This window comes from Microbacterium sp. GW823-FHT02G05, assembly GCF_058797175.1.
The window spans coordinates 1103888-1129591 of the sequence record NZ_JBXAJK010000001.1 but is presented as its reverse complement, the minus strand read 5'-3'; the positions used below and the strand labels follow the sequence as shown (position 1 = coordinate 1129591).

The following is a 25704-nucleotide window of genomic DNA, read 5'->3' as shown; positions in this document are numbered from 1 at the left end:
CCGGATGCTGCGCACTGCGCCATCCGGAATCCGTGTCGTCGTGCGGGCGAAACGCGCGCCGCATGGCGCGTCGCGCGCGACACGCCGCCCCGCGCGTCAGAGCTCCCGCAAGAGCACACCCGCGCGGCTCAGATGACATCCTCCGACCAGGCGTCCGGGTGCCCGAAGCGATGCGCCGTGATCGCGATCGACTGCTCCCGCACGAAGGGCAGCAGCTCGATACGGCCGGCCGTCGTGACCTCGCCGTCGTACACCGCGAGGTCGGGATCGCCATCGACGGCCTCCGCGAGCGCCCGGTGGAGCGCGGCGACGGATGCCGCACCCCCGATGATGCGCGTGCGCGCAGCGGGTGTCGCGACGACGGAGTCGCCCGTGGCGTCCGCATCGATCCCGACGGCATCGCCGCGACGCCGCATCCGCTCGATCCACTCGTCGTCCGTCTCGACCGACACCGGAACCCTCAGCTCGCCGAGCACGCGGCGCACGCCAGCCGGCAGTCCGACCGGCGTCGACAGCGTGAAGTCCGAACCCGCCCGGATCGCGGCGATCGTGACACGCAGCAGCTCCCGCCACGGCGCATCGCCCGTCGCCCGCACGGCGACCGGCACAGGGCGATAACGGAAGAGGTTCCGCTCCACACCGAGGCGCGAAACGTCGCGGACGCGACCGAACTCTCGGTCCCAGGCGACGGCATCGGCGAGCGCTGCGCGGCGCAGCCACTCGAAACCGTCGAAGTCCAGCGACGGCTGCGCGGCCTCGATGAGTGCCGTGATCCGGGTGTCGAGCCCGCGCAGATGCAGCGTGCTCGACGGCGCCCCGCCACTCGTCGCCTTCCACGATCCGAGACCGATCAGATAGTTCGGGCCGCCCGCCTTCGCCCCGGGCCCGACGGCCGAGCGTTTCCATCCACCGAAAGGCTGCCGCTGCACGATCGCCCCGGTGATGCCGCGATTGACGTACAGGTTTCCGGCCTCGACGCGGCGCAGCCAGAAGGCGAGCTCGTCCGGATCCTGGGTGTGCAACCCCGCGGTCAGCCCGTAGGCGACCCCGTTCTGCAGCTCGATGGCCTTCGCGAGCGACGGCGCATGCATGATGCCCAGCACAGGACCGAAGAACTCCTCCTGGTGGAAGCGCGAACCCGGTTGCACGCCGACGCGGATACCGGGGCTCCAGAGCGTCCCGTCCTCGCTGAGTGACTGCGGTTTCAGCAGCCACTGCTCATCCGCTTCGAGCGTGTTCAGCGCCCACGCGAGCTTGCCCGTCGGCTTCTCGATCACGGGCCCCATCTCGGCACGCGGGTCGCTCGGCAGGCCGATGCGGATCGAGCGCGCCGCATCCGACAGCTGCCGTGCGAAGCGCTTCGAACGCCCAACGGGTCCGACCAGGATCGCCAGCGACGCCGCCGAGCATTTCTGCCCGGCGTGCCCGAACGCGCTCTTGACGAGGTCGGCGACCGCGAGATCCACGTCCGCGGAGGGCGTGATGATGATCGCGTTCTTGCCGCTCGTCTCGGCGAGCAGAGGCAGGTCCGGACGCCAGCTGCGGAACAGCGCTGCGGTCTCCCACGAGCCGGTGAGGATCACCCGATCGACGCGCGGGTGCGCGACGAGGTGCTGTCCGAGTTCGCGCGAATCGAGGTCGACGAGCGTCAGCACGTCCCGCGAGATGCCGGCTTCCCAGAGTGCTTCGGCGAGCATGGCGGCACAGCGCCGCGCCTGGTGCGCCGGCTTCAGCACGACCGCAGACCCTGCGGCGAGCGCGGCGAGCACGCCACCGGCGGGGATCGCGAGCGGGAAGTTCCAGGGCGGCGTGACCACCGTGAGAGCCGCCGACACGAATGCGGCGCCCGCGATCGTGTCGAGCTCCTTGGCCTTCGCTGCGTAGTAGCGGGCGAAGTCGATCGCCTCGCTGACTTCGACATCGGCCTCCGAGAGCACCTTGCCGGTCTCGGATGCGGCGACCTCGATGAGTTCTGCACGGTGCGCCTCCAGCACCACACCGGCGCGGGAGAGCAGTTCGGCGCGTTCCGCGGCGGGGCGCGCGCCCCATGCCGCACCGGCCGCAGCGGCGCGCACGATCGTCCGCTCCAGGGTCTCCGCATCCTCGATGCGCGCGGTGCGCACCGTCGCCTCACCGAGCGCGGACTCCCCGATGCGGGCGTGGATTCCCCGTGCCCACTCGCGCGTCGATGGAAGCGCAGGATCGCTGTCGGCGGTGTTCAGGAAGCCAGGGGCTCCCTGCGGCAGCGCCAGCGGATCACCGAACGCGGAGACGAGCGGCGAATGCTCTCGCGACGAGTACACGGCGGTTTCGACGTAGCCGTCGTCGTCGCGGGCATCCTGTCCGATGCCGAGAACCGCGGCGGTCAGCTCTGCCGCATCCGCCTCGGCGTTCTCCAACGGGCGCGCGAAGGACTCGTGCACGGGCGCGAGACGGTTCTGCGTACGCCGCGGTCCGATCGGCAGGGTTGTGTCGAAGGATCGCTCCAGGGAGGAGACGAAGCGCTCGCATTCGCGGTCGAAGAGCGCAGCATCCGCGTGCAGCCGGAACGCGGAGGAGAGGAAGTTCTCGTCTGAGGCGTTCTCTTCCAGGCGACGCACGAGATAGCTGATCGCGACATCGAACTCCGCGGGCTTCACGACCGGCACGTACAGCAGGACCCGACCGACCTCGCGGCTGACCGCGCGCACCTGCCCCTCCGCCATGCCCAGCAGCATCTCGAACTCAACGCTGTCGCGCACCCCGCGGTCACCGGCGAGCAGCCACGCATAGGCGATGTCGAACAGATTGTGCCCGGCGACCCCGATGCGCACGCCTTTCGTCGATTCCGGGCGCAGCGCCTCGTTCAGACACCGCAGATAGTTCGCGTCCGTGTCGGCCTTGCGGTCGTAGGGAGCTCGAGACCAGCCGTGCATCGTCGCCTCGACGCGCTCCATGGCGAGGTTCGCGCCCTTGACGAGACGCACCTTGATGCGCGCGCCGCCGTGCTCGACACGATCGACCGCCCAGGCGGTGAGCTCTCGCAGCGCGGGAAGGGCATCGGGCAGGTACGCCTGCAGGACGATCCCCGCTTCGAGATTCCTCAGGCGGGGGTCTTCGAGAATCCGAGTGAACACCGCGATCGTCAGATCGAGATCGCGATACTCCTCCATGTCGAGATTGATGAAGGTGCCATCGCTCGCGGCCGTCAGGTACAGCGGCAGCAGACGAGCCGCGACATCCTCGACGACGTCGTCGAACGCCCACATCGACAGGCGACTGGCGATCGCCGAGACCTTGACCGAGACGTAGTCCACGTCCGGGCGGCGGATGAGCTCGTGGATGCCATCGAGTCGACGCTGCGCCTCCTTCTCGCCGAGCACAGCCTCACCGAGGAGGTTGAGGTTGAGTCGCGAGCCGTTCTCTCGAATCCGCGCCAGAGCCGGCCCCAGCTTCTTCGGGCGGGCATCCACGACGAGGTGGCCCACCATCTCGCGCAGCATCCGCCGGGCGATCGGCACGACCGGCGTCGGAAGAACCGGCGCGACGCCACCTCCCACGCGCACAGCCGCGCGCAGGTACCAGGGCAGGAAGTCCGGGGCGAGCGGGGCGACTCTGCTGAGCTGCGTCGCCGCGGCGGCGAGGCTCTCGGGGCGCATGACGCCGTCGATGAAGCCGACCGTGAACGGCAGCCCCTGCGGGTCGTGCAGCACGCCGGCGAGCCGTTCGGCCGCGGGATCCACCTCGGCGACGGATGCTTCCGCGATCCACCGCTGCGTCAGAACGATCGCGTTCTCGGCGCGTTCTCGGGTCTCGTCGGACAGTGGTTGCGGCATCAGAGCGATCGGGTCTTTCTCATCGAACGGTCCGCACGGCATCGGGCGGTGGTTCCATCATCCCCCTGCGTCGGGGCCTTGTTCTCTGCACACCCCGGCGGCGCGCAGAATCACGCTCGCGGCTTTAGGCTGTGTGGCGTGACGAGTGAGCAGAGCCCCGGCGGAGCGGATGCTGCGCCGCCCGCTGCTCCCCCGCATACTCCTCCGCGCTGGTCGCCCCGCCGCTGGGCGCGCGCCGTCAACGATCGTGTGCCGACGAAGTGGATCGCGACGATCGGCACGCTCGCATTCCTGGGCGCGACGGCGGCCTTCGGCGGTGCCGCCGAGGTGGCGAAGCCCGCGATCCCCGAGCTCAGCGCAGGACAGATGTTCCTCGGCGCGGAGCTGGAGATGACCGTCGTGAGCGCCGAGCTCGCGGATGAGCGCAGCGGATCAGGCGTCTATCCGGCAGACGACAGCGATGACCGAGTGCTCACGGTTGTCATGGATCTCGTCAACCGCGACCAGGAGCCACGGAGTTCCTTCGGCTTCGACGCCGCGCGGGGAATCACGCTCGTCGATGTCGAGACGCGCGATGTCGACGAGACCACCGGCATCCTCAACGGAGAGGCCAGCGTCTCGCGCATCGACGAAGTGACCTTCAACCCTTACCTCCAGCCGAACGTGCCCGTCCGGGTGGTCCTGTCGTGGCAGGTCGCCGCCGATACGCTTCGCGACGGCGACGAGATCCGTCTCCGCCTGCCGACGGGTGTCGAGACGGTCGGCACGATGGTCGTGAGCGGCGAGTACTGGACGGACCTCCGCACCGGCGCCTACGTCACGGTGACGGTAGACGACATCGGGCTCGGCACCGCCTATGTGGAGGCGACACCATGACCGGACAGACCTGGCCGCGCCGCGCCGCCCCGTGGGCCGGAGCGGCGGTCCTCCTGGTCGCGGCCTGGGGCGTGGGCGTGGCGACCCCGCCGGAACACGCGATCGAACCCGCGCACGTGGTCACGGCGCAGATCGGCGAAGAGGCGGGCGGGCGCAACATCGTCGCGACCGTGACCGACGTACGTGCCGCGCGAATGGCGTCCACTCCGGAGTGGCAGGCCGCCGGCACCTGGCTCGTCGTCGATCTCGACGCCGCCGCCGTGGTCTCGTCGACGGCGGGCCTGCGAGGGGCGACCCTCCAGATCGGTGACCTGACGTTCCAGGCGAGCGAGCGCATGGAGTCGTTCTTCCAGCAGCGTCTCGTGGCCGGCGTGCCGCGCTCCGGCAGCGTCGCGTTCGAGCTTCCGGAAGGCGCACTCACCGGAACCGCGGTCCTCTCGCTCTCCACCAGCAGCGACACCCGTGGTGACTCCGTGATCCAGGTGCCCATCGACCTCGACACGCTTCCCGTGGCCACCGACGCCGAGCTCCTCCCGAACGGGTGGTCGACACGATGACTCTGCCCGAAGACGCCCAGAACCCTCTTGCCCCACCGCTGGCTCCGCCGCTCGTGGTACCCGAGATCACGGATGCCGCGTCGGCAGCGCCGCCGCGCGAGACCTGGTGGCGCCGCAATCGACTCGCCCTGGGGGCGATTGCCGTCCTGTTCCCCCTCGCGGTGGGTGTGATCGGCTCCTACGAATGGTGGGGATACTTCTCCGGACGGCCCGTGATCGCGATCGACCCGGACGAGGAAGGTGTCGTCACGCACGCCGACGCGATCTGGGGTCCGGTGAAGTCCAAGGCGTTCGCCACGGACGAGGGCTTCGATGTCCCACCGGGCAGCAGCCTGATCCTCGTGCAGATCCCCGTCGATGTGCGGGGCGAGAAGACCAACTGCGAGGCCCCGGAACTCGTCGAGCAGCGCACCGGCCGCCGCTGGACGCAGGTCCGCACGGAGATCGGTCTGCCCTCGGACTCCAAAGAGCCCACCGACTGTCTGGCCGATCAATCCGAGCCGTTCGACATCTTCGTGCCGTTCGTCGTGCCCGACGACGCAGAGGGACCCTACTGGGTCGAGATCGACACCCTCACGAGTCCGGAGTTCATCCGCTTCACGATCGATCCGTAGCCGGACCCGGAGGACTGGGCGACTGCGCGGCAGCATCCGCTTTCGCCGCTTCCGCGACCACCGACCTGCGCAATCCACCCAGCGTCGCGTCGTAGAAGACCGCGACGACGACGACACGCAGGGGTTCCATCAGCAGCGCCATGAGCGTGAAGATCAGAGTGTCGGCGACGATCCAGAAGGTGTAGAGATCCTGTGGACCGAACAGCAGCACGATCGCCGGTTTGACGGAGTTCTCCACGAAGATCAGCACGGCGTGCGCGAACACGAAACCCGCGAGCAGAAGCGGCCCGGAACGGAACATCAGCAGCAGCGAGCGACCGATCGGCCGAAAGCGCCCGATGAAGCCATCCGCCACGTCATCGATGCGTGCGCGCACCACCTCGGGCACGCGCTCGTAGCGCCCCTTCGCGGTCTCCACGGAACGGAACTTCACGCGAAGACGCTCCGGCGCGATCGCCTGGCCATAGATGACACCCGCGATCGCGAGCCAGGCGAGCGGCTCCAGGATCACTCCGCCGATCGCACCCAGGGCCCACTCGACGAAGTCCCACATCCAGGCGACCGGCACGAACTGATCGCTGAACCACTGCCGCGCATCGGCCAGCCACTGCGTGGCGACGCGGCTGTCGATCCATCCGGTCACTGAGCCGATGGCGTTCGACACGAAGAAGGCGGTGAAGAAGACCCAGGCGGCCTCGAGGTAGACCGAGATGACGGCGGCGATCTTCGGAAGCCGCTCCGCGAAGCGCTTCACCAGCCAGCGGGCAGAGAACGCGACCAGCACGATCGACACCGTCAGCGGGCTGAAGGCGATATTGGTGACGGCGTCCTCCGCCAGCGTCGAGCCGTTCAGGATCGACTCGAAGCGAAGCCCCTGCCGCACCTCCAGCGCGCGCTCGGAGTACGCCGTTACGTCATCGCGCAGCATCCCCCATGCCGCATACACAGCGAAGAACGGCAGGATGCTGAGCAGCAGCGCGTCGACGAAGGTCCTGCGCCGTTCCGCGGGCGATGCCGGCACCGGCGCCAGCGCCTGGAGGTTCTGCAGGGCATCGCGGATGACGAGGAACATCGCCACGAAACTCACCAGTCGCACAAGCACCGCGAGCGGGAGCAGGAGCAGGCCGCCGACGGAGGTGTACGCGCCGACGAAACCCGAGATCTCGATCGCGGCATAGCTGCCGAGCTCACCGATCAGGGCCCATGCGAGAAGGGCGGGCCAGTGCCGCCGCAGCACGCGACCGAACGTCTGCAGAATCGAGAGCACGCGCCTACGCTACCGCGCACGGCGCGCCATCTCGTCGCTTAGAGTGAGGCACGATGCGCCGAATGTCGAGACCGAAACGCCTGCTGACCGTCGCCGTGGCATGTGCGGCGGCGATGTCTCTCACGGGCTGCCTGGCAGGCAGCGCGGAGGTCACGGACTTCACCAGGGAGTTCGCGGATGCTCCCGCGGTCGAGCGCCTCGAACTGTCGACCGCCGACAACATGCCCTTCACCGGCGGCGTGGGCGGCACGGTCTTCCTCCGGCCCGACCTGGACGATCCGCAGAGGCGCGCCTTCTCCGAGGACGTGCGGGCGTTCGGAGAAGACCTCATCGGCGATGCGTCGGATCCGCGTTACCGCATCGACCTCGACGGCGACGGATGGCGTTTCCCTGTCCTGGCCGAGCACGCCGCGAATGAGAACGTGCTCGATCTCGTCGAGGACTATCGCTCCGATCCTCGCGTCACTTCCGGTGCCGTTCAGTCCTCGGACTATCGGCGCACGGTCGATCACGTGAGCCTGGTCGTCACGGCGCCCACCGACGCGTTCGCCCTGTTCGCCGAATCAGAGAAGGCGCTGCCCGCCGCCGCGCGGAACGCCGCGCTGACGGTGGAGACCCCCGGCGATGCCTCTGTCGCCGTGCGCGTCGAGGGACGACCGGGGCCGTGGCTGCAGACGGCCCGCGAGGTGTATGACGGGATCCTCGCCGCACTGCCCCTCCGTGTGTTCCGGGCGTCGGAGAGCGAGCTGACGCTGAAGGTGCCCGACGAGAACGACGCGGACGACGCGGCGTCTCTCGCGGCATCCCTCCTCGGTGGTGCGCCGGTCGATGTGTTCGTGCAGAGCGATCTGGTCACGCTGGCTCCGGGTGCGAGTGGAGCCACCACGCGAGCGTTGCTCTCAGGTCTCGGCGCCGCCGCGCACACGGGACTCCTCGCCGTCTGGACCGACGACCGTTCCGCCTCGTTCCGATTCGACTCGCGCGAGAACGCCGGCACGTTCGGCGCGGCACTCTCGGCCGCTCCAGAAGCCGCAGGCTTTTCCACGATCGAGGCGACGGCGGGACCAGCTGATGCGCCGTCACTGCGGGTCACGGCGACGCCCGGCGACCTCGCCGAGCGGCTCTCTCTTGCCAACGCCCTCGCCTCGGACGATGGCGTCGCATCCGTCAGCGCCGTGCACGGCATCTCAATCGATCTCGTGCTCCGGACCCCACCGGCGAAGGCCGCTCTGATCGCCTCTGCACAGGCGCTGCGCGCACTGTCGAACGGAAACGAGAGGGTCTGCGTCGAATGGCCGGATGACAGTCTCTGCTTCTCCGCTACCCGCGCTGGCGATCCGGCCGAGATCCGTGACGCCACTCGGCACAAGCGCACCTTCCTGGAGGCCTGGAATGACGCAGCCTGACTCGCCTGAGCGCGTATCAACGCGGGCACTGCACGGGCGCTGGCCACAGCGGATCGCGATGATCGCCGGGTTGCTGTTCGCCGCGCTCGCGACGACCTGGACGATCGCGCACATGGTTCCGGTGACGGTGCGCTCGGCTGAGGCCATGCGCAGCGTCGCCTTCGGATGGCCGATCCCCTGGTATCACCAGGACCTCAGTCGATACGCGTTCTCGGACTACCCGACGGTCGTCCGGATCATCGGCGATCGGGTGGATCCCCTCCCCACGACGGTGGACTGGCTGGCGCTCGCAGGCAACGTCTCACTCACGGCGCTCGCACTGTGGGCGCTTCTCGCCACTCTTGTCGCGCTCTTCGGACCGGCACTCCGCCGGGCACTCGCTCGCCGACAGACGCCGACGAGCTGACGACGCGGACGCATCACGCCCAGATGCTCGGGGCGGGCTTCTTCGTCGGCGGCAGGGCGCTGGCGACGGCCCAGTCGTGGATCCACTCGTCGATGTCAGGAACACCCTCCGGCCGTCCGAGCGCGCCGAAGAGCTCTTCATGCGAGATCGTCCCGCCGCTGCGGCGCAGCATCCGCGCGCGCACGATCACACGCGCATAGACCTCACCGTCGACGACAGCGCGGTGCTCCAGGAACAGCGCCTTGTCGTCATGACCGATGAAGCGCGACTCGACATCGAAGCGCTGCCAGAGCTCCAGAGACTTGCGGAAGGTGACGGTCTCACTCGACACGACGGCGTACCAGCCGCGCTCCTTCATCGCGTCGAACAGGCCGGTGCGGATGAGCAGGTCCCAGCGTCCGAGGTCGAACAGCGACAGGTACCGGCCGTTGTTCATGTGCTGCAGGATGTCGAGATCTGTCGGCAGGGTGGTGAGGCGGATGCTGCCGACGGCGGTCGCGTCGATGTGCCCTTCGCGTCGCACACGTCGTCGTGCGCCGAGGATCGTCAGGAGAGTGCGCCAGATCACGTTCACGAGGTGCGAGCGTAGCAATCACCGCACAGATCCGACATTCCGTTGTAGAGAACGCACAGAGACGACCGACGGCCTCGCGCATCTCGCCCTGGATTTCGCCTCGATTTCGTGTCAGGGCGTCGCGAGCGTAGAGTCACGGCATGAGCGCCGTTGCCCAGCCTGAAGTCATTGTCCGTCCGGTCCGTGATGTGGATTCGGAAGCCCTCGGTCGCGTCCATGCCCAGTGCTGGCACGAGACCTACGACCACCTGATCAGCGAAGCCGCGTTGAAGAACGTGTCGCCCCGTCGCATGGCAGAGCTCTGGACGCACTGGGCCGCCCAGGGTCCCGACTTCCGCATGAGCGCCGCCCTCGTCGACGGCGAGATCGTGGGCTTCGTGGGCTCGGGTCCTGCCCGCGACAAGGATGCCCCCGCGTTCCGCGAGCTGTACTTCATCTATCTGCTCGAGGAGTGGCACGGCACCGGCATCGGCCAGCGCCTCTTCGATGCGGCAATCGAGAAGGACGAGCCGGTCTACCTCTGGGTCGCCGACGACAACCCCCGCGCGCACCGCTTCTACACGCGCAACGGGATGACCCTCGACGGCGCCTCGCACACCGAGCCCTTCCTCGGCGAGACGCTCACCGAGGTGCGCTTCGTGCGCTGATCATCTTCGCAAGAGTGAGGGGCGGATGCTGCACAGCATCCGCCCCTCACTTTGTCTTTGCGTTCAGCGCCCGCTGACGTTGCCGAAGACCTTGGCGATCGGTGCGAGGACGATCGGTCTCGCCGCGATCCATGCGCCGACGATGACGACCATCGATGCGATGAAGACCCAGAAGCCGGTCCAGGTGACGGCATCCTGCGCGGCATACATGTGGTTCAGGTTCCGGAGGAATCCGGTGAGGACGACCAGCATCACGTGCACGAAGATGAAAGCCACGAAGTAGAGCATGATCGGGAAGTGCAGTGTGCGCGCCCACTCGACCGGGTAGGCCTTCGAGAGCTTCTCGGCCTTCTTGGGCCACATCCCCGACATGCGGAAGCCGGTGATCGCCGCGAGTGGAGCCGCGATGAACACGGTCGTGAAGTACGCAAGCTGCTGCAGGCTGTTGTAGTTCACCCAGCCGTTCTCGGTCGGCCAATCGAACGAGATGTACTGCAGCAGCGCCGACAGCGCATTCGGGAAGACCTCCCAGCTCGTCGGCACGATGCGCACCCAGTGTCCGCTCACGAAGAGCAGCACGACGAAGATGACACCGTTGACGAGCCACAGGATGTCGAGCGCCTGGTGGAACCAGAGCGTCAGGCTGATCTTGCCCTTCGCGTTGCCCCGCGGTGCCCAGAAGACCGTAGGCCGCTTCTCGCTGCGCACGCGCAGACCCGAACGGATGATCAGCACCATAAGGAACACGTTGAAGAAGTGCTGCCAGCCGATCCAGGCGGGGAAGCCGGGCTGCGTGCCCTCCGGCAGGTGGTACTCACCGGGGAACGCCGCCAGGAAGTCCTGCATGAACGACATGCTCAGCACTGCGCGTACGAGCGCGATGCCGGCACCTGCGATGATGCCGAGCGCAACTGCACCCATGAGTCCGGCCAGCACCTGCGGCCAGGTGGGGCGGAAGCGGGATGCCTCGGGCTCTGGTTCGACCGCATGGCGCGGTGCCGTTCCCTGCCAGACCGTTCGACGGAACGGCAGCGGCGTCGAGACGTCACGCGTGACGATGGCCGTCGCAACGGTGGCGGGTGCGACCACGGGAACCTCAGCGACCTCGGATGCCGGCACGGGCGGCGCATCCGTCGTCGCCGCGGCCACCGAGACGCGAGCGGTCACCCCTGCGGGCGGCCACCCTTCGCCCCCTTCGACGCGCGGCAGCCCGCGGCGCATCGTCGCGGCCGGTCCCGTCTGTGCTGGTTGCGCAGTCCCCGCCGCCGGTGTTTCTGGGACCGCGGGGCTCTGCTCTGCGAGCGGTCCCGCTTCTGCAGCGCTGAGTCCCGCCGAGGCCGGAGCTTCTGGGACCACTGACGAGGGCGTGGTGACACCCGCCGGCGACGCGACGCCAGCAGGGGGCCACGGCTCACCGTCGGCGACGCGCGGCAGCCCGCGACGCATCGCACCGAGTGGTCCTGCTTTCGCAGTGTGAGCGGCCGACGCTGGCGGAGTTTCTGGGACCGCGGGGCTCTGCTCTGCGAGCGGTCCCACTTCTGCGGGGCTCAGGCCTGCGGAGACCGGGGTTTCTGGGACCGCAGGCGCGGGCACGGGAGACACGACGGGCACGGGCCCGGCGGACGCCTCGGCACTCACCACGACCTCGACGGCCTGAGCAGGCGGCCACGGATCGCCTCCGGCGACGCGTGGCAGGCCTCGGCGCAGCATCCGCTCGACCATGACTACTTCTTCCGGGCTTCGAGTGCCTCGATCACCTGCGGCACGACCGTGAACAGATCGCCGACGATGCCGAAGTCGGCGACGTCGAAGATCGGCGCCTCGCCGTCCTTGTTGATCGCGACGATCGTCTTCGCCGTCTGCATTCCTGCGCGGTGCTGGATCGCGCCCGAGATCCCCAGGGCGATGTAGAGCTGCGGCGAGACCGAGACGCCCGTCTGACCGACCTGGTGCGACTGCGGGATGTACCCGGCATCGACAGCCGCACGGGATGCACCGACCGCAGCGCCCAGAGCATCGGCGAGCTGCTCGACGAGTACGAACTTCTCCTTCGAGGCGAGCCCGCGTCCGCCGGAGACCACGCGCGCTGCGCCGCGGAGATCCGGACGCGAGGATGTCGCCTCGACCGCTTCGATCACGCCGACCGTGGCCACGGCCGCACCGGAAGCGGTGACAGAGAGCTCCTCGACCTGCGCCTGCTGCGCCTCAGCACGCGCATCGATGGCACCCTGGCGCACGGTGATGACCGGAGCGCCGAACGTCGCCGCCGAGTCCGTGAGGAACGCCCCTCCATAGACGGAGTGATGCGCGACGATGCCCTCATCGTCACGGGAGACGCCGATCGCGTCGACCAGCAGGGCGCGCTCGGCGCGGGCGGCGAAGCGGCCGGCGACGTCACGACCGGCGATCGAGTTCGAGACCAGCACGGCGTCCGGGTGCACGAGCGCATCCGCGGCCTGCAGCGCATCGACGAGGGGAACGGTCAGCGCCGTGGCATCCGCGTCGGCCGTCAGCACGACGGCGGCACCCGCGGATGCGGCGGCGTCGACCGCAGCCTGGGCGGTGCCCGCCGGGGCGGCCACGAGCGCGACCGGAGTGCCGATCTGCGCGGCGGCACCGAGGAGGGCTGCCGTGGAGGGCGCCGCGTCACCGGTCGGGGTCACGTCGACGAGAACAAGGATTGCGTCTGCGGGGTAGCTCATGATGGTCCTCACACCAGCCGGTTCTGCACAAGGAACTCGACCAGCTGCACGCCGGCGTCGCCCTCATCCGTGATCTTGACACCCGCGGCGCGGGCAGGCTTCTCGGCGACAGTCGTCATGATCGCCTGGGGAGCTGTGGCCGGGTCGATGTCGACGTCGAGGTCGGCGAGGCTCAGCACCTCGAGCGGCTTCTTCTTCGCCGCCATGATGCCCTTGAAGTTGGGGAAGCGAGCATCCGGCAGCGCCTCGGTGATCGAGATCACGGCCGGCAGCGGCGCGGATGCCTCCTGCGCGCCGAAGTCCGTGGCGCGGGTGCCGGTGACGGCGTCCGCCCCGATCTGCACAGCGCTCAGCGCGGTGACCTGGGCGAAGCCGAGGTGCTCGGCGAGCATCGCCGGAAGCACGCCGCCCGAGCCGTCGGTGGAGAGGTTTCCGGTGATGACGAGATCGGGAGCGCCACGGCGGATCGCCGCCGCGAGGACCTTCGCTGTGACGCCCAGGTCTGCCCCACGCAGCGCCTCGTCGGCGATGTGCACCGCCGAATCCGCACCGATCGCGAGAGCGCGACGAACCGAGGCCGTCGCCGTCTCGGGAGCCATCGACAGTGCGACGACCTCTGAACCCGGATTCGCCGCGGCGGTCACGAGCGCGACTTCGAGTGCCCGCTCGGTGATCTCGTCGAGCACGGCGTCACTCGCCCCGCGTTCGGCGAGTCCCGTCGCAAGGTTCAGGGTGCGGTCGCCATAGGTGTCGGGCACCTCTTTGACCAGGACGAAGATCTTCATCGACTACTCCTCACGACGCTCTTGATTCTCGATTCTAGCCGGTGAGACTGAGTCTCATCGACCCTGCGACTCAGGTTCAGGCACTGGATCCAGGCTTTCGTCACGACGGGGAAATCGACTGCCCTGCCGGTACCGTAGAGCCGTGGCCCGATCGCACCCGCTGCCTGTCGATCCGCTCGCCGAGGCGAAGCGGCAGTGGCTCGCGCACGGGTGGACGGATGCCGCAGGCGGCATGTCTCTCGTCGTCTCGGTCATGCGCGCGCAGCAGCTGCTCCTCGCCCGCGTCGAATCGACGCTGAAGCCCTTCGAGCTGTCGTTCGCCCGCTACGAGGTGCTGCGACTTCTGGCGTTCAGCCGCGAAGGGCGCCTGCCTCTGTCAAGTGTCGTGGCACGTCTGCAGGTGCACGCGACGAGCGTTTCGAGCACCGCCGACCGTCTCGTTCGCGACGGCCTGGTGGCCCGGCACAAGCATCCGCACGACGGACGCGCGGCTCTGCTGGAACTCACCCCCGCAGGACGCACGCTCGTCGAGGACGCCACCGAGGCCCTCAACCGCGAGGTCTTCGCAGATCCGGGCCTCAGCGAAGACGACGCCACCGACCTCGTCGCGATCGTCGCACGCATGCGCAAGAACGCGGGCGACTTCGCAGATCCGCGGCCGCAGCCCGAACCGCTCTCGCCGTAGCTCAGCCGTGAACGGCCGCCGCCATACGGCGCACGGCCTCCGTGATGACCGGACGGGGCGTCGCGAAGATGAAGCGCAGGTAGTTCTCGTAGCCGCGTCCGCAGGCGACGCCATCCGTCAGCGCCACACCGGCCACCTCGCGGAAGAACACCGACGCGTTCTCGTGCCCCAGAGCACGCGCATCAAGCCACGCGATGTACGTGCCCTCCGGCAGCGTGCTGGTCACCTCGGGCAGGTGTTCGGCCAGCTGCGCGTGCAGCTCGCGACGGTTGCCGTCAAGGTACTCGATGACACCGTCGAGCCACTCGCGGCCCTCGTTGTACGCGGCGATGCTCGCGATGACGCCGATCGTGCTCGCCGAGCTGCGCGCCACCTGCGCGCCGTCGTTCCACGTCGCGACATCCGCATCATTGCTGAAGATGAGCTGCGCGCACTTGAGGCCCGGAATGTTCCAGGCCTTGGTCACCGAGGTGGCCGTCACGGTGTGCGCGGCCGTCTCAGGGCTCAGGCTCGCATAGGGCACGTGGCTGCCACCCTGATAGATGAGCGGCGCATGGATCTCATCGGAGAACACACGTCCGCCGTGGCGCTCGACGACCTCGCTCAGCGCGAGCAGCTCGTCGCGGCGGAACACCGTTCCGACCGGGTTGTGCGGGTTGCACAGGATGAAGAGATTCGCACCGGCCTCGAACGCACGCTCGATGCCGTCGAGGTCCATCTCGTATCGACCGTCGCGGACGAGCATCGGGACCTCGATGATCTCGCGCTCGCACTCCTTCGGCACACGCAGGAACGGCATGTACGACGGCGTCAGCACGATCACCGGCGACCCCGGGGTCGAGTAGTGACGGATCGTCACCTCAAGCGCGTTCAGCACATCCGAGGCGTGGTGCACGCGCTCAGGATCGATCTCCCAGCCGTAGGCATCGCGGTGCCAGGCGGCGGTCGCCTCACCGAGACCGGTGAGCAGGTGCTGCGGCAGATAGCCGAGCTGCCCGCGATCGATGGCCGCGTGCATCGCGTCCCGCACGGCGGGAGCAGTGCCGAAGTCCATCTCGGCGACGAACGCGCCGATCGTGTCCGGGAAGTGGGTCCACTTCAGGCTCCCCTGCTCCTGCAGGTCTGCGATCGTGGTCTCGTCGAAAGCCTTGTGCACTGTGATTCACTCCGTCTGCCATGAGCTCGAGCGGATGCTGGGCAGTCGCCGCCGAGGGGGTCGCACCGTCCACTCTATGCGCCGGAAAAGGGTCAGTCGCCCTCGTAGACGTAGCGGTCGTAACGCGTGGGAATGTTCATCCGCTGCCAGGCGAGCTCTTCGTCGCGGCGCGACCTGTCATCGGGGAAGGCCTTGGCCGTGTGCCGCGGCACCTGGCGACTGTGGCCGGCCATGTGCGCAACAGCGGCAGCCTGCCCGCAGACCCGTGCGGCGGCGCTTGCCGCGGGGTCCTCGACTTCGCGCGCGGCGGCATGGCAGGCGAACGCGCTCTCGCGCACCTCGTCGATGCTCAGCTCGCCGCTGAGGAACGAAAGCGCCGCGTCGAGGGCGTCGCGGGGGCGCGTGTCATCCGGACGTTCCGCGAGATAGAGCGGCAGCAGCCGTTCCGCGCACGCGACTGTCCACTCCACAAGGGCGCGGCGGTCGCGCTCGGGCAACTCCAGATCGTCGTCGTCCGGCAGGGTCGTATCGATCGTCATGCTCATCGGTGTCGGAATTCCGGCGGACGTTTCTCTCGGAAGGCGGACATGCCCTCCTTCTGATCGGCGGTGTCGAAGAGGGCCGCGAATGCGGTCTTCTCGTGCGCCAGCCCCTCAGCGAGGGTCGTCTCCATCGCGGTGTCGAGGGCCGCCTTGGCCGCGTACACCGAGGGCAGTGACTTCGCGGCGATGGATTCGGCGAGCGCGGATGCCTCGGCGAGCAGTTCCGCAGCGGGAACCACGCGCGACACGAGGCCGCTGCGCTCCGCTTCGGCGGCATCCATGATCCGCCCGCTGAGCACGAGCTCGGCGGCCTTGTAGTAGCCGACCGCGCGGATGAGTCGCTGCGTGCCGCCCATGCCGGGGATGACGCCGAGGTTGATCTCGGGCTGTCCGAACTTCGCGGAGTCGGCGGCCAGGATGATGTCGCACATCATCGCCAGCTCGCATCCGCCGCCCAGCGCGTAGCCGGAGACGGCGGCGATGACGGGGGTGCGAACCGCGGCGAACGTGTTCCATTCGCCGAAGTGGTCGGTCGCGAGCATCCGCTCGGCCGTCATGTCCTCCATCTCTTTGATGTCGGCACCCGCGGCGAAGGCGCGGTCGGATCCGGTGACGACGATGGCCCCCACACCGGGGTCTTCATCGAACGCCGCAGCGGCGTGCGAGACCTCGCGCGACACCTGCGCATTCAGTGCGTTCAGTGCGTCAGGACGGTTCAGGGTGATCCACCCCACGCGTCCTCGCTGCTCGACCAGGACAGTCTCGTACTCCGCCATGTCGGCTCCCCTCCGCCGCGACGCTGCGGCCCCTCCAGTATCTCCCGCTAAACGGTGCCGTCGCGAATGTCGGTGATGATGCCCGAAAAGTCGCGGCTCGCGCCCTCGCCCGCGGCGAAGGCCGCGTACAGTTCCTGCGCGAGACGGCCCATCCTGGCGTCCGTTCCCGTGCCCTCGATCGCCTGCAGCGCGAGGCCGAGATCCTTCGCCATAAGCGCTCCGGCGAAGCCCGGCTGATAGTCGCGGTTCGCCGGGCTTGTGGGAACCGGCCCCGGCACCGGGCAGTTCGTGCTCAGCGCCCAGCACTGCCCCGAGGCGTTGGATGCCACGTCGTAAAGCGCCTGATGCGTCAGCCCCAGCCGCTCCCCCAGGACGAATGCCTCCGCGACAGCGATCTGCGACACCGCGAGGATCATGTTGTTGCACACCTTCGCTGCCTGTCCGAGTCCCGGGCCGCCGCAGTGCACGATCCTTCGGCCCATGACCTCCAGCAGCGGCAGCGCGCTCGCGAAGTCCTCGTCCGATCCGCCGACCATGAAGGCGAGCGTGCCGTTCTCCGCGCCGACCACGCCACCGGAGACCGGTGCGTCGATGCTGCGATGTCCTGCGGCGAGCGCGAGCTCGTGCGCGGTCTGGGCCTCATCCACGGCGATCGTGGAGGAGTCGATGAACAGGGCGTCTGCGCGCGCGGCCGCCAGCAGCCCCTTCTCGTAGGCGTCGATCACGTGTCGACCACTGGGGAACATCGTCAGCACGACGTCCGCGTCGGATGCTGCGGCGATGCCGCTCTCCGCGATCGGGATGCCTACGGCGCGCGCGGCCTCGATCGCCGCGGGGACGACATCGAATCCGATGACGTCGTAGCCCGCGGCGACGAGATTGTGCGCCATCGGCAGCCCCATGTGCCCCAGGCCGAGGAAGGCCACCCGGGTAGCCATCAGGACGCCCTCTGCGCGGTGGTGAGACGTGGTGCCGAGGCATCCGCCTTGAGAACTTCACGACCGATGATGAGACGCATGATCTCGTTCGTCCCTTCCAGGATCTGATGCACGCGCAGGTCGCGCACGACCCTCTCGATTCCGTAGTCCTGAAGGTACCCGTAGCCGCCGTGCAGCTGAAGGGCCTCATTCGCGACGCGGAAGCCGACGTCGGTGGCGAAGCGCTTGGCTGCCGCGCAGCGCATCGCTGCATCCGGCGCACCCTCATCCATCGCGGTGGCCCCGTCGCGCACCATGAGTCGTGCCGCCCGCAGCTCCGTCTCCATGTCTGCGATCGCGAAGATGATCGACTGCTTCTCCGCCAGCGGGTCGCCGAAGGTGAACCGCTCGTGCACGTAACGCACTGCCTGATCGAGCGCCCACTGGGCACCGCCCAGCGAGCAGGCCGCGATGTTGAGCCGGCCGCCGTTGAGCGCCGACATCGCGATGCCGAACCCGCGCCCTTCGCCCGCCAGCACGTTGGCAGCCGGAACCCGGACCGCATCGAGGATCACCTGACGGGTCGGCTGCGCATGCCAGCCCATCTTCTTCTCCGGCGCACCGAAGCTGAGGCCTGCGGTATCGGCGGGCACGAGGAACGCCGTGATCCCCTTTGCCCCGGGCTCACCCGTGCGCGCCATCACGACGTACACGGATGCCTCTCCCGCACCGGAGATGAACTGCTTGACCCCCGTCAGCACAAACTCATCGCCCTCGCGGATCGCACTCGTCGCGATCGCGGCGGCATCGGATCCGGCACCCGGCTCCGTCAGACAGTAGGCACCGAAGCCCTCCATCGAGGTGAGCAGGGGAAGCCATTTCGCTCGTTGCGTATCGTCGCCGTAGACGTCGATCATTCCGACGACCATGTTGTGAATCGAGATGTACGAGGCGACGGCCGGGTCCCCCTTCGCGAGCTCCTCGAAGATCGCCACCGTGTCGACCCGGTCGAGGCCCGTGCCACCATGCTCTTCACTGACGTAGATCCCGCCCAGGCCGAGTTCGCCTCCCTTCTGCAGCGACTCCCTCGGGAACAGGTGCTTCTCGTCGCGCTCGGCGGCGAACGGCGCGAGCTCGGTGTCAGCGAACTCGCGCACGGCGTCGAGGATGGCGGTGCGTTCTTCTGGGGTGACGGTGGTCATCGGAGGCTCCTTTGCCTTGTGGGCGGTGGGTCAGTGCATGGTGGGGATGACGAAGCTGGCGCCCTCGCGGATGCCGCTTGGCCAGCGGCTCGTCACCGTCTTGGTCTTCGTGTAGAAGCGGAAGCCGTCGGCGCCGTGCTGGTTCAGGTCGCCGAAGCCGGAGTTCTTCCAGCCGCCGAAGGTGAAGTACGCGATCGGCACGGGGATGGGCACGTTGATGCCGACCATGCCCACGTTGACGCGCGCGGCGAAGTCGCGGGCGGCGTCGCCGTCGCGGGTGAAGATGCCGACCCCGTTGCCGAACTCGTGCTCGGAGGCCATCCGCAGCGCCTCTTCGTAGTCGTGAGCGCGGGCGATGACCAGCACAGGGCCGAAGATCTCTTCCCGGTAGATCGCCATGTCGGTCGTGACGTGATCGAAAAGGGTCGGCCCGAGGTAGAAGCCGCTCTCATAGCCGTCGACCACCAGTCCACGCCCGTCAGCGAGCAGCGTCGCCCCCTCATCGATGCCCTGCTGGATATAGCCCTCGACGCGTTCGACGGCGGCCCGGGTGACGAGCGGTCCGTAGTCGATGCCCTCAGCGAGCGAGGGACCGACCCGGAGGTCGCGCACGCGCTCTGCGAGCTTCGCGGCGAGAGCGTCCGCGGTCTCCTCCCCCACCGGAACGGCGACCGAGATCGCCATGCAGCGCTCTCCGGCCGAGCCATATCCCGCTCCGATCAGGGCATCGGCGACCTGGTCCAGGTCGGCGTCGGGCATCACGATCAGGTGGTTCTTCGCCCCGCCGAAGCACTGCGCGCGCATCCCGTTCGCCGCGGCCGTGGCGTAGATGTACTCGGCGATCGGGGTCGACCCGACGAATCCGACCGCCTGCACCCGCGGATCCTCCAGGATCGTGTCGACCGCGATCTTGTCACCGTGCACGACATTGAAGATGCCCGCGGGCAGTCCCGCCTCGATGAAGAGCTCGGCCAGGCGCACCGGCACCGAGGGGTCACGCTCGCTGGGCTTGAGCACGAAGGCGTTGCCCGCGGCGATCGCGGGGCCTGCCTTCCACAGCGGGATCATCGCCGGGAAGTTGAAGGGCGTGATTCCGGCGACGACGCCGAGCGGCTGACGCATCGAGTACACGTCGATTCCCGCACCCGCGCCGGTGGAGTATTCCCCCTTGAGCAGATGCGGTGCGCCGACGCAGAACTCGATGACCTCGAGACCGCGCTGGATGTCGCCCTTCGCGTCGTCCACGGTCTTGCCATGTTCGCTCGCGAGAAGTCGTGCGAGGTCGTCCATCTCGCCCTGGATGAGTTCGAGGAAACGCAGCAGCACCCGCGCGCGCTTCTGCGGGTTCGTGGCCGCCCAGGCCGGTTGCGCCTCTTCGGCGTTCGCGATGACGGCGCGCACCTCGTCTGCGGTGGCCAGCGGCACGCGCGCCTGAACGGCTCCGGTGCTCGGTTCGAAGACGTCCGCGACGCGACCGCCGGCGGTCGGGACACGCTTTCCGCCTATGAAGTGGGGGATTTCACGAATCATTGTGCTCGATCCTCTCGTGCCGTCATTGGCATCCTGTTCAGGATACGCGGATCACAGAGAATTTACTAGGGAGCCCTTCTATCTTGTTCGAAGAGCGATGTTCACCCTGTTTCGGCCAAGAACGGGGTGAACATCGCTCTTCGAAAGCGTCAGGGCGAGCTGTCGCCCGCTGTTTACCTCACGGAAATCTTTCCCGCGTAGAACTGTCTCAGCGCGGATCGCAGACGCCGACCGGATGGGGTGTACGTCCTCCGTGCTTCGCGGACCGCCCTGTCGTGGGCCTCCGCCGCGGTGTTGACGCCGCGAAGACCCCCGCCGAATTCGGGTCGGCGGGGGTCTCCTCCTCCCGTTCAAGGAGCGATGTTCACCCCCTTCTGCGGGAAAACAGGGTGAACATCGCTCCTCGAACGGAGGCTGTGGACAGTCCGACACCTCGCTCTGCGCGGCATGGCACGCTGAGCCGATGGTCACGCGCAGCATCCTCCCCTCCGAGCTCGGCGACGACTTCTCCGTCCAGGCGGCACGCCGACATGGGATCAGCCACAGTCGACTGCGCAGCGCAGACCTGCGGTCGCCCTTCCCCGGCGTGCGTCGCCCGGCGGATGCTTCGCAGGATGCGCTCCTCACAGCGATCGACGATCCCTACGAACGCCAACGCCAATTCCGCGTGGCGACGGCCCGCGACTACGCCCCACGTCTGCACACCGGCCACTTCTTCAGCCATGAGACCGCCGCGTCGATCTGGGGTGCACCCCTGCCCCTTGCGTTCTCGTCGGAGGTCGAGATCGCTGACCGCACTCAGCTCGCTATGCATGTCTGTGCCTTGGGAGGTGTCCCGTTACCGCGGGCCGCCGGCATCACCGGCCATCGTGTACGCGCGAGCATGGCCATCTTGCGAGAGCACGCAGGTCTTCGCGTCTCCTCTCCGGCCACGACGTGGGCGATGCTCGGGCACCTGCCGACCTTCGATCTGGTCGCCATCGGCGACTATTTCTGCCGCCAGTGGCGTGAAGGGCGTGGTCGTCTCCACGCCGGCCGGCCGCCACTCGCGACGATCGCGGAACTGCGCGAAGCGATGGGCGCCGGGCGCCGGTTGGGCGCATCACGCCTCCGCACAGCACTCGAGTTGGTCCGCGAGGATTCCTGGTCGCCGCGGGAATCGCGCGTGAGGTGCATCCTGGTGTCGAACGAGCTGCCCGAGCCTGCGCTGAACGTGGATCTCTACGACGACAACGGTCGCTTTCTCGGATGCGCGGATCTCGCGTATCCGAAGGCGAAGGTGGCCATCGAGTATCACGGGATGCTGCATGGGCTGCAGTGGGCACAGGATGTCGAACGTGCCGCGACCCTGCGCGCCGCCGGCTGGATAGTGATCGAAGTCACAGCGCCGCTGCTGCGGCGTCCGGAAGATCTGATTGCGCGCGTTCGGGCAGCCCTGGCCGTCAATTCAGGGAGCGATGTTCACCCCCTTTCGCGCGAAAACAGGGTGAACATCGCTCCTTGAACGGCAGCTACGCCACCTAGAGGCGCTCGATGATGAGGGCGTTGGCCATACCGCCGCCCTCGCACATGGTCTGCAGCCCGTAGCGTCCGCCGGTGTGCTCAAGATAGGCGAGCAAGGTGCCCAGCAGGCGGGTTCCCGAGGAACCGAGGGCATGACCGAGTGCGATGGCGCCGCCCCAGGGGTTGAGCTTCGCCTCATCTGCGCCGAGCTCCTCCACCCACGCCAACGGCACCGAGGCGAACGCCTCATTGACCTCGTAGGCATCCAGGTCGTCGATCGACAGGCCCGCACGCGCAAGCACCGCGCGCGTCGCCGGAATGGGGCCGGTGAGCATCATGAGCGGATCGTCTCCGACGACGGCCATTGCGTGGATGCGCGCGCGGGGGCGCAGCCCGAGCTCGGCCGCACGCTCCGCGCTCATGATCAGCGCTGCCGAGGCGCCGTCGGTCAGGGGCGAGGAGTTGCCCGGGGTGACTCGCCAATCGAGCTCGGGGAATCGCTCGGCCAGCGCGTCCGTGCGGAACGAGACCGGCAGCCCGGCAAGGCCTTCCGCGGTCGTCGTCACCCGGATCGTCTCATCGATCGTGGCGTCGGGAGCCTCCTCGACGGGGATGACGGCATCGGCGAAGCATCCGTCCGCCCACGCCTGCGCCGCACGCTGGTGCGACCGCGCCGAGAAGGCATCCAGAGCCGCACGGTCGAAGCCCCAGTGCTGAGCGATCAGCTCGGCCGAGACGCCCTGGTTGACCAGACCGTCCGGGTAGCGGGCGCGTAGGCGCGGCGACATCGGCGATACGCCACCGAGCGAGGAGCCAAGGGGCACACGGCTCATCGACTCGACACCGCCGGCCACGATGATGTCCGCGTCTCCTGCGGCGATCGCCTGCACGGCGAAGTGCACCGCCTGCTGGCTGGATCCGCATTGCCGATCGATCGTCGTCGCAGGGACCCGTTCATCGAAACCCGCGGCGAGCGCGGCCTGTCGACCGATGTTCATCGCCTGCTCGCCGACCTGGCTCACACATCCGATGAGCACATCCTCGACGAGAGCAGAGTCGAGACCGTTTCGATCCAGGATGCTCGCGAGCACTCCGGCGGCGAGATCGACCGGATGCACGCCTGAGAGTGCACCTCCCGGCTTGCCGCGCCCCACCGGGGTGCGGACGACATCGACGATGACGGCTTCTCTGCGCGTGCTCATGCCTCCATCATCGCGCGTGCAGAGGGATCAGGCGCCGCAGACCTCGGACTGCTCGGTGAGGATCCAGTCATCTCCGGCGCGCTCCATCACGACGGTGCCGCACTTGCCGGAGCTCACGTAGGTGACGAACAGAGTGGCAGCGGTCGCCGTCTCCTCCTGTACCGCGATGCTGACCTCGGCATCCGTACCCGTCGCGCGGTATGCCTCGGCCGTCAGGGCGACCATCTCTTCGCAGGAGCTCATGGGCATCCCGCTCGCGGCCACCTCGGCCAGCATCTTCTCGATGAGCGCGGGGGTCATGAGCGCGCAGGCTGCGGGAGCATCCGGGATGCGCGAGAGCTCCAGCCAGGTGCGGAACCCCTGCTCTGCACGGACCGGCTCCACGGTGGGCTCCGGCGTCGGGGTCGAGGTTTCCGCGGCGACCGGCGCAGAGGGCGACGGCGTCGCCTCGGGCGCGGCGGGCGCGCAGCCGCTCAGCACGACGGCGGCCAGGGCGACGGCGGCGACGGAACGAGACACACGGATCATGAGCGAGGATGCGGACACCCTGCCACCCTGCCAGATTCGTCCACTCCGTGCCTCGCGATCCGCGCCCGCGCGCTCGTCGTCATGAAGCATCCGCCCAGCTGTGGGATCCGTAGAATGGAGGTGTCCCGCGCTCGGAAACCCCGAGCGCGTCGTCTTGTCTCCTCATCGCCTCCGCAACCCGGGTGTGACTGGGGAGACGCTTTTCCCGAGGCTCACCATGTCCAGCGAATCCCGCGTCACTGCATCCCCCGCACCGATCACCGTGTCGATCCGTCGCGAGGTCGATCCCACCCGCATCGCCGAAGCGACGGCCTGGGCGCAGAGCGGGGTGAACCTCGCGAACACGTACCCCGGCTTTCTCGGCTCCGGCTGGGTGCGACAGAGTTCCGACTCGCACGTCTGGCACATGCTCTATCGCTTCGACAGCGAAGAGACACTCGACGCCTGGGAGCAATCACCCGAGCGCGAATGGTGGCGCTCCACCGGCGACGGACTCGTGATCAGCGAACGCAGCCGCCGCCGGACGGGCATCGAGGGCTGGTTCGATGAGCCGGCGACGGGCAGCATCACGATCCCTGCCCCGACCGGCGACGGCACCACGACGGTCGCGCTCGTGCGCACTCCCCCGCGCTGGAAGCAGGCCACCGCCATCTGGCTCGGCTTCTTCCCCGTGAACCTCGCGTTCTCCTACGCGACGAACCCGATTCCGGGTTGGGGCTCGCTGGACATCTGGTTGCGGGTTCTTGCAACCACTCTCGTGCTCACCCCGATCATGGCGTACTGGGTGCTGCCGTGGGTCACCAAGGCGCTGCGCCCCTGGCTCCAGCGCTGACAGAAGGGCGGATGCTTCGCCACGAAGCATCCGCCCTTCTCGTCGTTCAGAGGTTCAGCCCTCGACGTGCCGCTCGTCGACGCCGTTGTAGGCCGACAGCGGCCGAATGAGTGCGTTGGATGCGGCCTGCTCCATGACGTGGGCGGTCCAGCCGGTCACGCGTGCGGCGATGAACAGCGGGGTGAACACCTCGGTGTCGAAGCCCAGCAGGTTGTAGGCCGGCCCCGAGGGGTAGTCGAGGTTCGGGTAGATGCCCTTGCGTGCGACGAACTCGCTCTCGAGCGTCGCGTAGAGCTCGGCGAGATCCGTGCGTCCGGATTCTTCGAGCAGCACATCCAGCGCGGCTTTCATGGTCGGCACACGCGAGTCGCCGTTCTTGTAGACGCGGTGCCCGAAGCCCATGATCTTGCGCTTCTCGGCGAGCGCTTTGTCCAGCCACGGGACGACGTTCTCGGCGGCGCCGATCTCGTCGAAGATGTGCATGACGGCCTCGTTGGCGCCGCCGTGCAGCGGGCCCTTGAGCGCGCCGATCGCACCGACGACCGCCGAGTACATGTCGGAGGTGGTCGACGCGATGACGCGCGCCGTGAACGTCGAGGCGTTGAAGGAGTGCTCGGCGTACAGCACCATCGAGACCCGGAACACGTCGACGGCGGCGTCCGAGGGCAGTTCTCCGAAGGTCATCCAGAGGAAGTTGCGCGAGTAGTCGAGGTCATCGCGCGGAGCGATCGGCTCGAGCCCGCGGCGACGACGCTGGACGGCGGCGACGATCGTCGGGATCTGCGCGAACAGGTAAAGCGCGCGACCCAGGTCGAGGTCGGGATCGGTCCATCCGCCGGGACGGTGCAGCGTGTGATCGAACGTGCCCAACTGGCTGACCGCCGTGCGCACGATGTCCATCGGGTGCGCATCCTCGGGCATCGTGTCGAGCAGCGCCACGGTCCGCGGATCCAGCTTCCGCTGCGCCCGCTCATGCTTCTGGAACACCTCCAGCTGCGCGGCATCCGGCAGCTCACCGCTCCACAGCAGGTACGCGATCGCCTCGAACGGCTGGGTCCCCGCGAGCTCCTGCACGGGGTAGCCCCGGTAGAGCAGGCTGTTGCTCTCGGGGTTCACCTTGGAGATCGCCGTGTAGTCGACGACGACGCCGGCCAGGCCTTTGCGAATCTCGGTATCGGTCAT

Annotated in this window: 24 protein-coding genes; 9 read left to right on the top strand and 15 right to left on the bottom strand. The window is 68.3% G+C overall.

The window, feature by feature from the left end:
* Nucleotides 1-128 precede the first annotated feature (128 nt).
* Nucleotides 129-3815: a proline dehydrogenase family protein gene (locus AC1REM_RS05360; protein ID WP_492513694.1), complete on the bottom strand. Its 3687-nt coding sequence runs from the start codon at nt 3813-3815 to the stop codon at nt 129-131.
* Between the two features lie 138 nt (nt 3816-3953).
* Between AC1REM_RS05360 and AC1REM_RS05355 the strand changes: the two genes are divergently transcribed.
* From AC1REM_RS05355 to AC1REM_RS05345, 3 genes are read left to right on the top strand one after another with little or no spacing between them, the layout of a single operon-like run.
* Nucleotides 3954-4691: a hypothetical protein gene (locus tag AC1REM_RS05355; protein ID WP_492513693.1), complete on the top strand. Its 738-nt coding sequence runs from the start codon at nt 3954-3956 to the stop codon at nt 4689-4691.
* On the top strand, nt 4688-5248 hold the full coding sequence (locus AC1REM_RS05350; RefSeq protein WP_492513692.1) for a DUF4352 domain-containing protein: 561 nt from the start codon (nt 4688-4690) through the stop codon (nt 5246-5248). The genes AC1REM_RS05355 and AC1REM_RS05350 overlap by 4 nt, the downstream gene beginning before the upstream one ends.
* Nucleotides 5245-5862: a hypothetical protein gene (locus tag AC1REM_RS05345; protein WP_492513691.1), complete on the top strand. Its 618-nt coding sequence runs from the start codon at nt 5245-5247 to the stop codon at nt 5860-5862. The genes AC1REM_RS05350 and AC1REM_RS05345 overlap by 4 nt, the downstream gene beginning before the upstream one ends.
* On the opposite strand, the gene AC1REM_RS05340 is transcribed toward AC1REM_RS05345, so the two are convergent.
* Entirely contained in the window at nt 5846-7129 is a 1284-nt protein-coding gene (locus AC1REM_RS05340) for a hypothetical protein (RefSeq protein WP_492513690.1), read from the bottom strand. The genes AC1REM_RS05345 and AC1REM_RS05340 overlap by 17 nt on opposite strands.
* A 62-nt stretch (nt 7130-7191) precedes the next feature.
* On the opposite strand from AC1REM_RS05340, the gene AC1REM_RS05335 reads away from it, so the two are divergent.
* Entirely contained in the window at nt 7192-8535 is a 1344-nt protein-coding gene (locus AC1REM_RS05335) for a hypothetical protein (RefSeq protein WP_492513689.1), read from the top strand.
* Nucleotides 8522-8941, top strand: coding sequence for a hypothetical protein (locus AC1REM_RS05330; RefSeq protein WP_492513688.1), 420 nt, complete (start codon nt 8522-8524; stop codon nt 8939-8941). Before AC1REM_RS05335 ends, AC1REM_RS05330 begins: the two co-directional genes overlap by 14 nt.
* A gap of 13 nt (nt 8942-8954) precedes the next feature.
* Here AC1REM_RS05330 and AC1REM_RS05325 read toward each other — a convergent pair whose 3' ends face one another.
* A complete protein-coding gene (locus AC1REM_RS05325) occupies nt 8955-9515 on the bottom strand; it encodes an acyl-CoA thioesterase (RefSeq protein WP_492513687.1) in 561 nt (186 codons plus the stop codon).
* A gap of 140 nt (nt 9516-9655) precedes the next feature.
* Between AC1REM_RS05325 and AC1REM_RS05320 the strand changes: the two genes are divergently transcribed.
* Nucleotides 9656-10162 carry a GNAT family N-acetyltransferase gene (locus tag AC1REM_RS05320; protein WP_492513686.1) on the top strand — a complete coding sequence of 169 codons (507 nt, stop codon included), beginning with the start codon at nt 9656-9658 and terminating at the stop codon, nt 10160-10162.
* Nucleotides 10163-10225: 63 nt separating this feature from the next.
* On the opposite strand, the gene AC1REM_RS05315 is transcribed toward AC1REM_RS05320, so the two are convergent.
* From AC1REM_RS05315 to AC1REM_RS05305, 3 genes are read right to left on the bottom strand one after another with little or no spacing between them, the layout of a single operon-like run.
* Nucleotides 10226-11884 carry a cytochrome b/b6 domain-containing protein gene (locus tag AC1REM_RS05315; protein ID WP_492513685.1) on the bottom strand — a complete coding sequence of 553 codons (1659 nt, stop codon included), beginning with the start codon at nt 11882-11884 and terminating at the stop codon, nt 10226-10228.
* A gap of 2 nt (nt 11885-11886) precedes the next feature.
* The gene (locus AC1REM_RS05310) at nt 11887-12864 is read right to left on the bottom strand and encodes an electron transfer flavoprotein subunit alpha/FixB family protein (RefSeq protein WP_492513684.1); all 978 of its coding nucleotides are present in this window, start codon (nt 12862-12864) and stop codon (nt 11887-11889) included.
* An 8-nt stretch (nt 12865-12872) separates the two neighbouring features.
* The gene (locus AC1REM_RS05305) at nt 12873-13649 is read right to left on the bottom strand and encodes an electron transfer flavoprotein subunit beta/FixA family protein (protein ID WP_492513683.1); all 777 of its coding nucleotides are present in this window, start codon (nt 13647-13649) and stop codon (nt 12873-12875) included.
* Between the two features lie 142 nt (nt 13650-13791).
* On the opposite strand from AC1REM_RS05305, the gene AC1REM_RS05300 reads away from it, so the two are divergent.
* A complete protein-coding gene (locus AC1REM_RS05300; protein ID WP_492513682.1) occupies nt 13792-14334 on the top strand; it encodes a MarR family winged helix-turn-helix transcriptional regulator in 543 nt (180 codons plus the stop codon).
* Between the two features lies 1 nt (nt 14335).
* Here the strand turns inward: AC1REM_RS05300 and AC1REM_RS05295 are convergent, their stop codons facing one another.
* The 6 genes from AC1REM_RS05295 to AC1REM_RS05270 form a co-directional block, all read right to left on the bottom strand.
* Nucleotides 14336-15490 carry a MalY/PatB family protein gene (locus AC1REM_RS05295; protein WP_492513681.1) on the bottom strand — a complete coding sequence of 385 codons (1155 nt, stop codon included), beginning with the start codon at nt 15488-15490 and terminating at the stop codon, nt 14336-14338.
* A gap of 92 nt (nt 15491-15582) precedes the next feature.
* Nucleotides 15583-16029, bottom strand: coding sequence for a putative immunity protein (locus AC1REM_RS05290; protein WP_492513680.1), 447 nt, complete (start codon nt 16027-16029; stop codon nt 15583-15585).
* 2 nt (nt 16030-16031) lie between these two features.
* Nucleotides 16032-16808 carry an enoyl-CoA hydratase-related protein gene (locus AC1REM_RS05285; protein WP_492513679.1) on the bottom strand — a complete coding sequence of 259 codons (777 nt, stop codon included), beginning with the start codon at nt 16806-16808 and terminating at the stop codon, nt 16032-16034.
* A 47-nt stretch (nt 16809-16855) separates the two neighbouring features.
* Entirely contained in the window at nt 16856-17746 is an 891-nt protein-coding gene (mmsB, locus tag AC1REM_RS05280; RefSeq protein ID WP_492513678.1) for a 3-hydroxyisobutyrate dehydrogenase, read from the bottom strand.
* On the bottom strand, nt 17746-18927 hold the full coding sequence (locus tag AC1REM_RS05275) for an acyl-CoA dehydrogenase family protein (RefSeq protein ID WP_492513677.1): 1182 nt from the start codon (nt 18925-18927) through the stop codon (nt 17746-17748). The genes mmsB and AC1REM_RS05275 overlap by 1 nt, the downstream gene beginning before the upstream one ends.
* 30 nt (nt 18928-18957) lie before the next feature.
* Entirely contained in the window at nt 18958-20457 is a 1500-nt protein-coding gene (locus tag AC1REM_RS05270) for a CoA-acylating methylmalonate-semialdehyde dehydrogenase (RefSeq protein WP_492513676.1), read from the bottom strand.
* A gap of 463 nt (nt 20458-20920) precedes the next feature.
* Between AC1REM_RS05270 and AC1REM_RS05265 the strand changes: the two genes are divergently transcribed.
* Nucleotides 20921-21961, top strand: coding sequence for a putative endonuclease domain-containing protein (locus tag AC1REM_RS05265; protein WP_492513675.1), 1041 nt, complete (start codon nt 20921-20923; stop codon nt 21959-21961).
* 16 nt (nt 21962-21977) lie between these two features.
* Here AC1REM_RS05265 and AC1REM_RS05260 read toward each other — a convergent pair whose 3' ends face one another.
* Together AC1REM_RS05260 and AC1REM_RS05255 are read right to left on the bottom strand one after the other, a co-directional pair.
* The gene (locus tag AC1REM_RS05260) at nt 21978-23162 is read right to left on the bottom strand and encodes a thiolase family protein (RefSeq protein ID WP_492513674.1); all 1185 of its coding nucleotides are present in this window, start codon (nt 23160-23162) and stop codon (nt 21978-21980) included.
* Nucleotides 23163-23189: 27 nt separating this feature from the next.
* A complete protein-coding gene (locus AC1REM_RS05255) occupies nt 23190-23708 on the bottom strand; it encodes a hypothetical protein (RefSeq protein WP_492513673.1) in 519 nt (172 codons plus the stop codon).
* A gap of 199 nt (nt 23709-23907) precedes the next feature.
* On the opposite strand from AC1REM_RS05255, the gene AC1REM_RS05250 reads away from it, so the two are divergent.
* Nucleotides 23908-24522, top strand: a complete 615-nt coding sequence (locus AC1REM_RS05250) for an antibiotic biosynthesis monooxygenase (RefSeq protein WP_492513672.1) — start codon at nt 23908-23910, stop codon at nt 24520-24522.
* A gap of 54 nt (nt 24523-24576) precedes the next feature.
* On the opposite strand, the gene AC1REM_RS05245 is transcribed toward AC1REM_RS05250, so the two are convergent.
* On the bottom strand, nt 24577-25704 hold the full coding sequence (locus AC1REM_RS05245; protein WP_492513671.1) for a bifunctional 2-methylcitrate synthase/citrate synthase: 1128 nt from the start codon (nt 25702-25704) through the stop codon (nt 24577-24579).

Excerpts from the sequence above, each read along its gene's own strand:
- AC1REM_RS05305 (WP_492513683.1), bottom strand. The coding sequence starts at position 13,649 with ATGAAGATCTTCGTCCTGGTCAAAGAGGTGCCCGACACCTATGGCGAC.
- AC1REM_RS05315 (WP_492513685.1), bottom strand. The coding sequence starts at position 11,884 with ATGGTCGAGCGGATGCTGCGCCGAGGCCTGCCACGCGTCGCCGGAGGC.
- AC1REM_RS05260 (WP_492513674.1), bottom strand. The coding sequence starts at position 23,162 with ATGAGCACGCGCAGAGAAGCCGTCATCGTCGATGTCGTCCGCACCCCG.
- AC1REM_RS05245 (WP_492513671.1), bottom strand. The coding sequence starts at position 25,704 with ATGACCGATACCGAGATTCGCAAAGGCCTGGCCGGCGTCGTCGTCGAC.
- AC1REM_RS05335 (WP_492513689.1), top strand. The coding sequence starts at position 7,192 with ATGTCGAGACCGAAACGCCTGCTGACCGTCGCCGTGGCATGTGCGGCG.
- AC1REM_RS05265 (WP_492513675.1), top strand. The coding sequence starts at position 20,921 with ATGGTCACGCGCAGCATCCTCCCCTCCGAGCTCGGCGACGACTTCTCC.
- AC1REM_RS05250 (WP_492513672.1), top strand. The coding sequence starts at position 23,908 with ATGTCCAGCGAATCCCGCGTCACTGCATCCCCCGCACCGATCACCGTG.
- AC1REM_RS05270 (WP_492513676.1), bottom strand. The coding sequence starts at position 20,457 with ATGATTCGTGAAATCCCCCACTTCATAGGCGGAAAGCGTGTCCCGACC.
- AC1REM_RS05350 (WP_492513692.1), top strand. The coding sequence starts at position 4,688 with ATGACCGGACAGACCTGGCCGCGCCGCGCCGCCCCGTGGGCCGGAGCG.
- AC1REM_RS05330 (WP_492513688.1), top strand. The coding sequence starts at position 8,522 with ATGACGCAGCCTGACTCGCCTGAGCGCGTATCAACGCGGGCACTGCAC.
- AC1REM_RS05360 (WP_492513694.1), bottom strand. The coding sequence starts at position 3,815 with ATGCCGCAACCACTGTCCGACGAGACCCGAGAACGCGCCGAGAACGCG.
- mmsB (WP_492513678.1), bottom strand. The coding sequence starts at position 17,746 with ATGGCTACCCGGGTGGCCTTCCTCGGCCTGGGGCACATGGGGCTGCCG.
- AC1REM_RS05290 (WP_492513680.1), bottom strand. The coding sequence starts at position 16,029 with ATGACGATCGATACGACCCTGCCGGACGACGACGATCTGGAGTTGCCC.
- AC1REM_RS05285 (WP_492513679.1), bottom strand. The coding sequence starts at position 16,808 with ATGGCGGAGTACGAGACTGTCCTGGTCGAGCAGCGAGGACGCGTGGGG.
- AC1REM_RS05345 (WP_492513691.1), top strand. The coding sequence starts at position 5,245 with ATGACTCTGCCCGAAGACGCCCAGAACCCTCTTGCCCCACCGCTGGCT.
- AC1REM_RS05310 (WP_492513684.1), bottom strand. The coding sequence starts at position 12,864 with ATGAGCTACCCCGCAGACGCAATCCTTGTTCTCGTCGACGTGACCCCG.
- AC1REM_RS05275 (WP_492513677.1), bottom strand. The coding sequence starts at position 18,927 with ATGACCACCGTCACCCCAGAAGAACGCACCGCCATCCTCGACGCCGTG.
- AC1REM_RS05320 (WP_492513686.1), top strand. The coding sequence starts at position 9,656 with ATGAGCGCCGTTGCCCAGCCTGAAGTCATTGTCCGTCCGGTCCGTGAT.